Here is a 13,125-nt window from a genome sequence, read left to right as displayed (position 1 = left end):
TGAAAGCTTTAGCGTTACTGTCACGAATACGAATGATGCGCCGACGATAACCTCATCGGGTATCACATCAGCAACAGAAGACAGTGCTTATAGCTACACGTTAGCCGCGAGTGATGTTGATACGGGCGATACGTTAACGTATACCGCGACAACGAAACCGGATTGGTTGACATTAACGAATAACGTATTAAGTGGCACACCGACGAATGATAATGTCGGTTCACATGCAGTTGTGTTAACTGTATCGGATGGTACGACATCGGTAGATGAAAGCTTTAGCATTACTGTCACGAATACGAATGATGCGCCGACGATAACCTCATCGGGTATTACATCAGCAACAGAAGACAGTATTTATAACTACACGTTATCAGCGAGTGATGCAGATACAGGTGATACCTTAACATATACTGCGACAACGAAACCAACGTGGTTAAGTTTTGATGCATCAACACGCATTTTAAGCGGTACACCGACTAACAGTGATGTTGGAACGCATGCCGTTGTGTTAACTGTATCGGATGGCACAGCCTCTATTAATGAAAGCTTTGATATTGCTGTTGCTAATAGTAATGATGCGCCGACCGAGGTTGCATTATCCAATGCGAGCATTAAACAAAGTGATGTCGCTTCAACTGCAGTCGGAAACTTATCAACGACTGACATTGATCAATTTGACACGCATACTTACACAATTTGTAATTCAGTGGCCTTTAGTATTAATGGTGATTCACTAATCGCTAATACCCCGAGTACTTTATCCGCTGGTACTATCGATGTATGTGTGGAATCAACCGATTCGGCTGGTGCGAGTAAACAAGAAACATTCACGGTTACGGTGGTTGATGATGTTGTACCTGAAAAACCAGATAGCCAAGGTGCAATTAAATTTGCTTGGAACACATTAAACATAAATACCGATACATTCTTAGTTGATTATCAAGTGAGTGTATCTGACGCTGCAATTGGTAGTACTTACAATCATGTCATAACGTCTTCTGGTACCGCCTCAACTAGCCAAGTTAATGCTGCCGCTGAAGCCGGTTCGGTGAGTTCAATTACAGGTACTGGAACAATAACTGCAAATGATCAATCTATTTCAGGTATTGATGTTTCAGGCTTGGCTGATGGTACCTTAACATTAGCGGTAACATTAACAGATGAAGCAGGCAATGTGAGTGCCACAAGCTCTGCGACGCTAGAGAAAGACACGGTTGCTCCTACTGTCACATTAACGTCTAACACGGCATCACCAGTAGGTGGCGCATTTGACATAACAATACAGTTTAGTGAAAACGTGGCAGGTTTTGCATTAAGTGATCTGGTTATCGCTAATGGTGTTGCGTCTAATCTGCAAGGTAGTAATTCTACTTATACCGCCACTATAACCCCAACGGGTAACGCAACGGTCAATATTGATTTAGCGGCTGGCACAGTAAAAGATACATTAGGCAATGATAATGTCGCAGCTGATCAGTTAACTGTTGTGGTAGATGGCTCTGCTCCAATATTGTCAAGTGTTAGTCCTGCAGATAACGCGAGCAATGTTGCGTTGGATAGTCAATTAACGATGACGTTTGATGAATCTGTGCAAGCGCTCACATCGGGTAATAACACGATCACCGTTACACGAACCGATACAAACGAAGTATTTACAACTATCTCTGCTGATAGTGCTTCGGTCAATATAAATGGTGCTGTTGTTACTGTTGATTTAGGTGACGCGAAACTAAGAGCAGGCACGGCATATCATGTTGTTATTGGTGATAATGCTTTCGCGGATATATACGGTAATATCTTCGCAGGCTTAACGGATACCACATCATTTAACTTCACGAGTATTAATGCTGCGCCTATTACCGTTAACGATATAGGCGTTGTGAATGAAGAAAATGCATTGTTGTTAAGTGTATTGAATAATGATTCAGATGCCGATAGTTTGATCAACCCATCGAGTATTATGATTGCGACGCCGCCAGCTAACGGTACGACCTCTATCAATACCGGTACGGGTACAATCGCTTACACGCCTAACCCTAATTTTGAAGGTGTTGATGTATTTACTTATACCGTAAATGATGTGCAAGGAAGTACGTCTGAAGAAGCCACAGTTTCAATAACAGTTTCTGCCGTTAATGATGCGCCTGTTGTGGTTAATGATGTTGCCCAGACGACAGAAAATACAGCTATTACACTTAATGTTACCGCTAATGACATTGATGTTGAAGATGGGGTACCGACTGGCGCTGTTACTTTAGTAACTCAAGGCGCTCAAGGTGGTGTTGCGACGGTGCTTGATAATGGCTCGATTGAATTCACGCCGGCCAGTAATTTCAATGGTACAGATAGCTTTACTTATAAAGTTCAAGATAGTGAAGGTTTAGTTTCTGGCTTAGCAACCGTTAGCGTGGCTGTTTCAGGTATAAATGATCAGCCGATAGCCACAAATGATAGTGCAACAACGGATGAAGATAACGCCGTTACGATTGATATTCTTGCTAATGATACTGACGCAGATGAAAGCTTAAGTATTAGTAATGTATCGATAATTAACCAAGGTACTTTAGGTTTAGCCACCATCACTGATACCGGAATTATCTATACGCCAAAAGCGGATGCCAACGGTACAGATACATTCACTTATGTCGTGACTGATGAGGAAGGCTTGATTTCTAATCAAGCAACCGTCACTGTCAATATTGCAGCTATTAACGATGCGCCAGTGGCTAAATCTGACATTGCTGTGTTACTAGAAGACGGTTCGTTTGAGATTAATGTTTTAGGTAACGACACTGATGTTGATAAAGGCGATACATTACTTCCAGCATCAATAAAAATAATAAGCACTTCGACCTCGGGTACAACGACCGTTGACCCTGTTACTGGTTTAGTGACTTATAAGCCAGGCGCTAACTTTAACGGTACTGATAGTTTTGCTTATACCGTAGAAGATGCATCGGGTGCGGTATCTGATCCACAAGCGATTAGCATTACAGTTTCAGCCGTCAATGATTTACCGATTGCTAATAACGATCAATATTCAACTTTAGAAGATACCAGCTTAACGATTAACCCATTAGCTAATGATAGTGATATTGATGGTTCGATAGATGAAACCACCTTATTAATTACGACTATGCCAAGTAAAGGAACTGCTGTTGTTAATAATGATGGGTCTATTGTTTATACGCCAAACCTGAATGCTAACGGTACTGATACATTTACTTATCAGGTTATGGATAATGAAGCGGGTACGAGTGAAGATGCGACAATTACTATCGTAATCGAAGCGGTTAACGATTCACCGCAACTCGTTGGTGATATTACCGACAAGTTAACGGATGAAGATGCTGTATTTAATTATCAAATTGATACGAGTATTTTTAGTGATGTTGATAACGGTGACACCGTTAAATATAGTGTGACTGGATTGCCTGATTGGTTAACGTTTGATGCTAAAAATACGTTATTAACGGGGACTCCAACTAACGCTGATGTTGGTAATGTTACTTTAACTGTGACAGCTACCGATACCGCAGGTTTATCAGCTAATGATACTTTTGAACTAAATGTTAATAATATCAATGATGCACCAGAACTGGTGGGAGATATTGTAGATACCACCACGAATGAAGATGCCAGCTTTAATTTTGCGATAGACACGACCGTATTTAGTGAAATAGATGCAGGTGATGCGCTTACGTATTCTGTATCGGGTTTACCTAACTGGTTAACGTATGATGCTAATACGCAAACACTCTCTGGTACACCAACTAATGATAATGTTGAAGTGATAACGCTGACGGTTACAGCAGATGATGGTAATGGTGGAACCGTTTCGGATACATTTACATTAACGGTCAATAACACCAACGATGCACCGGTTGTGACTGCCGATACCTATACGGTAACAGAAGGTAACATATTAGTTACGGATGCATTATCAGGTGTTTTAGGTAACGATAACGATGTTGATGCTAATGATACATTGATAGCGGCTATAACTAAGTCACCTAAATTTGCGACAAGCTTTACACTAAATAGTGATGGTAGCTTTAGTTATTTACATGACAGCACGGAGAACTTTAAAGATAGCTTTAGCTATCAAGTCACCGATGGCTCTGTTGTTAGTGAAACTGTAAAAGTTGTAATTAATGTAACAGCCGTTAATGATGCGCCTACATTTATATCTCTACCAGCTCAAACTATTGCTGCGCAAGGTGAGTTAGTGTCATATGAAGTGGTGACTAATGATCCAGATAGCTCTGAAAGTTTAGCGCTTACTAATGCGCCGACTTGGTTAACGCTGAATAATAATATTTTATCGGGTGAAGTACCATTTGATGAAACGATAGGTGATAAATCAATTACGTTAACGACTTCTGACGCTGAATTTAATGTGGTTCAGACATTTGATTTAACCGTGAGTGAACGTGATAAAGCCTTATTTACGGCAACCGGTGTTTGGAGTGAAAACGTTGTTACTAATGGCGAAAGTGTCCAACTAACAACCAATGTTAAACACATTTCAGGTCCTGATTTATCTGGTGCCACTTATACAATCGCCTTCACTGGTAGTGCAACGTTTAGTAGTGCTGATGGTAATTGTAATTTTGTTACGGCTAATACAGCGACTTGTGCGTTAAATGTAGCGGCGGGCCAATCAACTACCTTTGCCTTTAACGTTGATACAACAGATGCTGGAGACATTGCCACACTGATTACCGTGACTGATGATGGCGCTGATGGTTCAGAATTACTGCGTAAAGTGTTTGATATCAGTGTCTCAGATGTTATTACGGATGAACCTAATGATTTATTTAATTTAACCAATGCAACAGCCATTGCCGCAGCGGATGTTAACGCGCAAGTCGATGGGGTTGAAATGATTGCCGGCACTAATTTAGGCAATGATGTTAAGGTTATAAAACTGCTTGAAACAGGGGTTGTTACAGGTGAAGTTATTGGTAGCATTGATAACACGGGTGAAGCAGCACGTATTATTATTCGTGACTTTAACAATGACTCGGCAAAAGATGTGCTGGTTATTAATAAGCTAGGCCAAGCTTCTACGCTATACAGCAACGAGGGCGACGGTTCATTTATTGCGGAATCAAGTAGCCAAACATTTGGTTTAGGTATTGGAGGTTTAGCGCTTGATTTCAACTTTGATAACTTTGATGACATTCTTGTGTATAGCCGCACTCAAATGCGATTCTACACCAATACATCAGGGCAGTTTACTGATGAAGTTCTATTAATACAGTCTGGCGACCGCGAAATACGTTCAATTTCGATGGGCGATTTCGATGGCGATAAACAAGTTGATTTAGCTGTTGGTTTCCCAACTAAATTATCTATCGTACGAAACTTCCAGCAAATTTTAGCCGATATTGTTGAGCAAGAAGTGCAAGCGGCATCTGAACTAAACTTTGATAGCATTGTTACCGATGAAGTGGCGATGGAAAATGTAAGCTCTGTTGTGACTTCTGATTTAAATAACGACGGTCAACTTGAATTAATTGTGGCTAATCGATTTGATAACACCAATACGGACTCAACATCTTCTGTTGATGGCGCCGCGCTTAATGTGGTTAGTTTGAATGCTGAAACCAATACACTTGGTATTAGCGCTAGCTTCGGCTCTGCTTCGTCACATACAGTCGAGGTAACGGACACCAATAACGATGGTTCTCCTGATTTATTAGTGGGTAACGATAATGGTATTTATCAGGTTTATGAAGGAACGGGCTCGATTGACAGCTTTAACCTTTCTAGAACGGTTATTGTTGAGGCTACAACACTTGTTGTACCGGTAGATGTTAATAATGATGGCCTAGCGGATGTGATTGCCTATGAAGACACTGAAGATCAGGTTCACTTATACCTTTCTAAGGCCGATGGTCAAATTGGTACACGAGCAGAATTAGCCGTTAACCTTAATAATACGAATACCGATGTTGTTTATTTAGGTGGACAAGTTAAATTTAGTGCTACGGTTGCTAATACCGGCCCGGATACTGCGCGCAAAACGAAATTAACGTTTACGGGCATATCGTTAGATGAAATTAATGTCGACTCGGCTAACTGTGTTGAAGTGAATGGCAATGTTGTTTGCAGTTTAAATAGTATTGCGAGTCAAGATTCCGTGACGATAACGGGGAGTTATCAAGCTAAATCAGTTGGTGAAAGTAAAATCTCAGTGACAGCGTCAACCGTTGATACTGAAACGGACGCGACTGACAACTTGGCTAATTTAAGTGTGACTATTAATGAGATACCTCAGGTTGACGTGGCCGCGAAAAGTAGTGGTGGTAGTACTGGCTTTGGTATCGTCGGCGTATTTGGTTTAATGGCTTGGCGTAGAACTCGTCAATCAATTAAGCGTTTATTTAGTAAGAAATAATGGTGAGGAATGAACCTGTAATGAAACTAAATATGAAAAAAAATATCACAAGGCTAGCTTGCGCTAGCCTTGCACTCGCATCGTTCAGCTCTAGTGCATTAGATAAATTATCTGACTTGCCTATTTGGATTTCAGGCGACTTTAGTAAAGTGTCTGGTGACAGCCGAGAGAGTACTCAAGCCGCGTTAACGCGAGCTAATTCAGGTTTAACAATTACTGAATATGATGAAAATCGAGTTGCTTGGTCAATTGCGGGGGGGTATCAATTTAATCCATATTGGTCTGTTGATCTGGGTTATTTAGATATGGGTGAAGTCACTATGTTGGCTAGTGGTCAAACATTGCAGCCAAACACGGGAGCTACCACTGTTATTGCAGAACACCCCATTACGGCCCATGGCGCTTTTATTGGAACATCGTTTTACCATGCTTTTAATGATTTAACTCAGCTGCAAATGCAGTTTGGTTTATGGTTTTGGAAAGGTGAATATGACGTTGATGTTAATGGTGAGCGATTCGCTATTGTTAAAAGTAGCGGTGAAGATGTATTTGTTAATTTAAATGTACAGCACGAAGTGGTTGAGCATGTTTCGGTAACCGCGGGGGTTAGATTAGTTGCTGAAGATGCTATTGCTGATCCTAGCTTTGTTATAGGTGCTCGATACCGTTTTTAGTTACGTTTTAATAGGGTTTACCTTTTTTATATCGTTGGTATGCGCATTACTCAGTTACTTTAAAAATGTCAGGCTCGATCGATTTGATCTACGCTTTTTTGAGGTAACTTGGTTTGCCCACGTTAACAATCAAGTTTACCCTTAATTAAGTTGATAAAATGGTGATGCCATTAAGCTGAATTTTTTTAGTTATACCGTAAACTGACAGAATAAACTCCACTTAGTGTTAACCCTCTTGCTCCTCTGGTGATTTGATTGTAAAAACAATAATAAAATAGGCAGATAGATTAACTGCTTGTCATTTTGGAGCTTATGCTATTAATGAAAATCCTTTTGATTGATTGTTTGAATTTTAGTTATCTAGGGTACCGTTTACCTGAGTGTCTAAAAGCGTTAGGGCATGATGTTACTATTATTTGTAAAAAAGATTCATTACTCAGCAAAAGTGTTGTGGCTGATTTTGTGCATGATGATGTTTTTGATGAGCAAGGTGGTTTACCATTAACTCACTTTTTTAGGGTGTTTGAATCTACAAACCCTGATTATATTCAACCTATCGACGACGAAGCACGCCGACTATTATATCGAATTATACAGCACCACTCATCAGAACGTTTACAGGCGTTACTTGATATGAGCCTTCCTCCACTATCTGCTTTTAATATAGTAGATAGCCGTTTTAAAACGGCTCTATTGTGCCAAGAGTTTGATATCAATACACCCGCTTTTGGTGGCGATTTAACAAAGCTCGGAATCGAAAGTTTTAGCCAATTAAACCCTGGTGCTTTTGTTGTTAAGCGTGATCAAACACAAGCAGGTCAGGGTGTTAAGCTTTTTCAAGATTTTAATGATTGGCAATCAAAAAACAAATCACAGATGAATATACTGGTATTGTGCAAAAATATTTAACGGGTCAAGTGGGTACGTATAGTTTTTGTGCGCATCAAGGGCGCTTTTTAGCTGGTGTCGCGGCTAAGCAATTAGAAAGCTTTAATCATCCTTTTGAGCAAGCGACGGTATTACAATCGGTTGTGATCCCTGAATTAGATATTTATGCTGCTAAATTATGTAAACACTTAAATTATACTGGATTTGGCGGTATTGATTTTATTATACAAAACAATGGTTTGATTCAGGTGCTTGAAGTGAATGCGAGAATGACAAAATTAGCGCAAATGGGTATGCATTATGGTGTTAATTTATTAGCTATATTTTTTGATACAATGGCAGGAAGAGCCCCTCAATATTTTCAATTAGAACCTCATAAAATTGTTGCTGTGTTTCCTCACGAATCGGCACGTGATAGACAAAGCCAATACCTTAAACATACAGTCGATATGCCTTGGCAAGAGCCACAAATGCTAAAAATGATGTTAAACAAAATTGTCCCGTAAGTGTTAGTTGGGTGCAATTTAGTTTGATGATTAAATTTTTCTGCTTAAGTTGTTTAGCTGTTCAGCGTTATAACCAGACTAAGGTTTTGAGTGGCGTACAAAGGATTCAATTTCTTCTAGGGTTCTCCCTTTGGTTTCGGGTAAAAATCGATTTAAAAAATATAACCCGATTAAACTCGCGAGCGCATAAGTTAAAAATACCTGATCAGCGCCAATGGTGTTTAACATGATCGGAAAGAATTTTTGCATGACAAAGCTAACTAAGGCTGTAATAAATGCAAAAATGGGGATCGCAACACCACGGATCGAGGTTGGTACGATCTCAGAGAAAACCACCCACATTACCGGACCAATCGAAAGGTGAAAGGCACCAATTACCCCAATAATACCGACTAAAACTAACGTGCTGTTAATGTTAATTGCGGCTGTGATAAATGCATTGTTGAGTGTTTTATACTGTTCTAGACCTAACACGTTTTGTAGGGTTTGTTTAAACTGAATATCGCTATGAAATGTGACATCAATGAGTGGTGCAAGTGTAATCTGGTTTAAATGCGGATGCGCTAATATCAGAGTATTAATATCAGATTGCGTTAAATGATAAGTCGCATTATAAAACGCCCACACACATAACAGTAAACTTAAAATAGAGGCGATTAGCCCTATATTGACTAAAGGCCTACGACCTATTTTATCGACATAAATAATTGTTATGAATGTCACAATAAAACTCACAATACCTAATGATATTGAATTCGCGAAAGCGGAATTTGTGCTACCGCCTGCTTGTTCAAAAATCATCGGTGCATAATAAAGAATGGGGTTAACACCGGTTAAAGGTTGGACGATAGCAAAGATGACACCCACAACGACAGCGAGTCTCACGGTTGGGCTGCGCATATTTTTCAATTGGCTTAGTATATGAGTATCTTGGTGACTCGCTCTTTTTAAACCTTTAATGATGCTGGCAAATTCAGGTTCAATTTTTTCTGGGGGCATGAGTTTAGCTAAAATGAGTTTAGCTCTTTTTAGCTTATTTTGAGTAACCAGCCAGCGTGGGCTTTCGGGAATAAAAAACAGTAAACATAACCAAATGATAGCGGGCAGTAATTCGCCGGCTAACATCCAGCGCCATTCATTGCCAACAACGGCATACTGAGTGACAAATTCGGCATCATTTTGTAAAGCGTCAATTAAAACATAATTGTAAGTGTAAGCCGTTGCCACACCGAGCACGATCATGATTTGGTTAATAGAAACTAATTTTCCTCTTTGTTTAGCGGGGGCTATCTCACCTATATACATCGCCGCAATAGAAAGCGAAGTAAAAGCCATACCGCCCAGTAAACGCGCTGCTACTAAGGCTTCGTAGGTGGGTGCTAAAACAGAAAAGAGAGATGAAATTGTATAAAGAAAAGCGATGATAATCAGTGTTTTTTTACGACCAATGATCTCGCAAATTGGACCGGTAATAATTAACGCCGCTAATACACCGAGTGCCGGTGCACTTACCACGGTACCCAGTTGTAAATCGTCAAGTGCAAACTCAGAGACAATAAAACGTAAAGTACCAGATATTAATGCGGTATCAAGACCAAATATAATCCCACCTAATGTGACTATACAGGAGTAGGTTATCGCAGCGCGAGTATATTTATCCATAAATGATTTGATCACTGAACCGATCACTAAACGGCAAAATAATAGGTCGTCTCAAGATAAATGTCTCTGTCAATTTGAATGCATATCACTAAGTTTAGATGATATCGAGACAATGGGGTTGATGCAATAAATTGACGTAGCAAACCCACTCAATTTCTCGGTAAAATACCAATCCTTAATAATAAGTGCCCACTCAGCGAGATTTTAAATGCGCTTGAATGAAAGAATAGTGGTGCTCTTTTGAGGTCGAGCAACACAGAGAAAGCGCATTTAAAAATCGCCTGAAAGGAATGCCCCAGCGGCTTTTGATCTGCGTTATCGGTATTTGAAAGGGAACAACCATTCCTGTACACCGACGCCTTGTTCAAAAACCGCTGGATGCATTCTGAGAACTTACTTATTAATATGAATTGGTATAAAACTCATGCTTTAAGATACAAAAAAGGGCTTCACATGAAGCCCTAGTATTAACTTGGATTATTTATGGCTTTTCATTTTGCTTAACTGCAAGCTGCTGAAAGCGTCTAGGGTATAAATCAGTATGTACTTCTCGGGCTGCATCAACCATAGCGTTATAAGGTACATCAGTCACTGAGACAAAGCCTATATTGTAGTTTTCACCGTCATAGGCGCGGCCGGTAATAGGTGAATCAATATATTGAAACCAATGTGCACCAACAACGTAATCATTATCAATAACAGAATGCATATATTCTTTATACATTCGGCCTCGGTCTTTTTGATCTGTCGCAGCGACTAAACCAGGATGAAAGAAACCTGAAGAGGTAGAACCAATATGAAATTCACCAATGACCGCTGGCATATCTATTTGTTCTAAAAACTGCCAATTTGATTGCGTTAAACCTTCTTTATACACGTTCATGCTAAACACATCGACATATTCAGATGCCGCTTTTACCACTTGTTTGGGCATGCCCCAGCTTGCAAAACGAACCCCCATATATAAATGATTAGGTAAATATTTGTTTAATGCCCCATCAACTATCCTAAAATATTCTTTGGCGTATTCATAAAGTAAAATTTCAAAATCGGCTATGCGTTGTGGGTTTGAAGGTTGAGTATCAAAACCACCGGTTTGAAATTCGTCCCATGAGCTGAGCGATAATTGCCATGCTGCATTTAACTGAGTGATGTCACCATATTTTTCCTTCATCTTTTGAGTGAACATGTTTTTAGTCGGCACATCATTACCATCCAGTGGTAGGGTATGTATGACAATGCCTAACTCGGTTTTTGGACTGCCGGGTCGGCCCCAGCTTTTTTCGTTATCAACAAATACGCCCACACACCAAGGGCTGCCTTTCACTTCGTCAGCAACGACTTTTAGCGTAATATCGGCGCGTTCAGCAAATTTAGGATCAAATACATCGGGTAAACCACCCCAGAAATCATTTCCACTTGATACTTGTTTAAAGTCGCCGATTATCCAGCCATTTGCAAAATAAGGCACTCGGTTATTGTCGTAATAAATAGGATCAATCCAATTGCCAAAGGAGGTAAAACCCCAACTTAACATGCGATCGACAGTGACTTTTCCCCAGTCTTCAATATAAGAGTAGGGCGTTTCTTCGCCGTATTTACGTTCTAAATTGGCCATGTAAAAACTAAATACTTCGCCTTTTTTAACCGGGCCAGAATGCACTTCACGGCGATAACCGTAGCTACTTGCCAGTGGGTGATCATAATCGGGTAGCCATTCAAACATATTTTTACGTGTTTCAGAAACGACATGTCGAGTTGGGTAAGCAGCTTTAGGTGGCGGATTCAAACCTTCTGAATCTTCCGGTGTTACGTTGTCTGCAGATCGCTGCTCGATAGCGTCTTTAGCAAAATCGTATCCGGTGACTGTAGTGGTATTAGACATACGGACATTGGCAATGCCGGATGTGAAAAATAAGTAGCCATCTGGGTCAACAAGTGACCATTTATTACCTATTTTTTCCGTTCTAAAATAACCTGTGCTGTTTAATTTAGGGCCTGATTTCCAACCGCTGTATCTTGACCGATCATTAAGCATTTCGCCATTGTTTAAGCGTGACAGTTCAGTATCACGTGCAGCCAGTAACTCGGCTTCGGATTTTACTTTTTCTTCAAATTGCTTTTTCGAAGACTGACCAAATTTATCAACAATGTTAACTAAATAATCAGGGTTCATTTTAGGGTTGGCTATTAAGCGAATATTATCAAAAGTGATCGCTTTATCACGAAGATTATGTTCCAAGCTCAAACTAATGCGTTTAATGCCTTTAGTGTTAAGGTTTTTGTTTCCCCACATCCAAACGAATTGCACATCATCAGATTGCCAGGTTTCTGGGTTTGAGCGTAAACCCGAGCTTAAGTTGAGTTCTACTTTATCACCTAGTTTTGAATCAGGGCTACCCAGGTCATGCCCTTGCATTTTTGAGTAGTAGGTTTTAGAGCCGCCAACCGGAACGGCAATGGTGCGCGTGTAATTACTTCCGTTAATGTCTGCTACCCCTAGCTTTAAATTAACTGAGACTTCGCCTGGGTTTGCAATATCAAAGGCAATACTAAAGTCTTGGTATTGGCTCCAATCCCAGGGGTGCTCTGGTTCAAAAACGATAGATGAATAGGTATTGCGAGCCGAATCAAAAGAGACGTTAAGCGCTTGTTTACCTTGGGTGATGCCCGTGCCAGATGTAATTAGTTTGCCTTGTGCATTATTTAATTTAACACCGTTAGGCAGTGTGTCGCCTTCAAAGGTAAATAAAGGAACATCAGCCATTGTTACTGCGTTTTTATCCTTTACTTGATTATTATTGGGGGTATCTGAAAAGCAAGCCGTTGCTAAGCAAGCTATGGCGGTTATCAAGGTACATTTGTTGATCAGGTTTCGGAGTTTATACGTCATGTTTTTTGCTCTCGAAAATAAATTGGAATAAAAATGGAAGTATTTAACGCAAAATGTAAATAACAGAAATATGACTAGATCGATTAAATATGAAGT

Annotated in this window: 6 protein-coding genes; 4 read left to right on the top strand and 2 right to left on the bottom strand. The window is 40.0% G+C overall.

What is annotated here, in order from left to right; all coding sequences use genetic code 11:
- From DPX34_RS11515 to DPX34_RS11500, 4 genes are all read left to right on the top strand, one after another.
- Positions 1-6,406 (top strand): tandem-95 repeat protein (locus DPX34_RS11515; protein WP_157964705.1); only part of this gene is annotated, 6,406 nt, incomplete at its 5' end.
- 32 nt (positions 6,407-6,438) lie between these two features.
- Positions 6,439-7,080 carry an outer membrane beta-barrel protein gene (locus DPX34_RS11510; protein WP_157964704.1) on the top strand — a complete coding sequence of 214 codons (642 nt, stop codon included), beginning with the start codon at positions 6,439-6,441 and terminating at the stop codon, positions 7,078-7,080.
- Positions 7,081-7,401: 321 nt separating this feature from the next.
- Positions 7,402-7,989, top strand: coding sequence for a hypothetical protein (locus DPX34_RS11505; protein WP_111978574.1), 588 nt, complete (start codon positions 7,402-7,404; stop codon positions 7,987-7,989).
- Positions 7,932-8,474, top strand: coding sequence for an ATP-grasp domain-containing protein (locus DPX34_RS11500; protein WP_111978573.1), 543 nt, complete (start codon positions 7,932-7,934; stop codon positions 8,472-8,474). The genes DPX34_RS11505 and DPX34_RS11500 overlap by 58 nt, the downstream gene beginning before the upstream one ends.
- 78 nt (positions 8,475-8,552) lie before the next feature.
- On the opposite strand, the gene DPX34_RS11495 is transcribed toward DPX34_RS11500, so the two are convergent.
- Both DPX34_RS11495 and DPX34_RS11485 read right to left on the bottom strand, forming a co-directional pair.
- The gene (locus tag DPX34_RS11495; RefSeq protein ID WP_111978572.1) at positions 8,553-10,136 is read right to left on the bottom strand and encodes an MFS transporter; all 1,584 of its coding nucleotides are present in this window, start codon (positions 10,134-10,136) and stop codon (positions 8,553-8,555) included.
- 481 nt (positions 10,137-10,617) lie between these two features.
- Complete coding sequence (locus DPX34_RS11485; RefSeq protein WP_111978571.1) at positions 10,618-13,029, bottom strand: beta-galactosidase; 2,412 nt, start codon at positions 13,027-13,029, stop codon at positions 10,618-10,620.
- Positions 13,030-13,125 lie beyond the last annotated feature (96 nt).

This window comes from Algibacillus agarilyticus (genome assembly GCF_003286125.1).
Classification (GTDB): Bacteria; Pseudomonadota; Gammaproteobacteria; order Enterobacterales; family Alteromonadaceae; genus Algibacillus; species Algibacillus agarilyticus.
This window is presented reverse-complemented; position numbering and strand designations above follow the sequence as displayed.

Bases quoted from the DNA above. Each gene is read 5' to 3' on its own strand.
- DPX34_RS11510 (WP_157964704.1), top strand. From the start codon at position 6,439: ATGAAAAAAAATATCACAAGGCTAGCTTGCGCTAGCCTTGCACTCGCA.
- DPX34_RS11505 (WP_111978574.1), top strand. From the start codon at position 7,402: ATGAAAATCCTTTTGATTGATTGTTTGAATTTTAGTTATCTAGGGTAC.
- DPX34_RS11495 (WP_111978572.1), bottom strand. From the start codon at position 10,136: ATGGATAAATATACTCGCGCTGCGATAACCTACTCCTGTATAGTCACA.
- DPX34_RS11485 (WP_111978571.1), bottom strand. From the start codon at position 13,029: ATGACGTATAAACTCCGAAACCTGATCAACAAATGTACCTTGATAACC.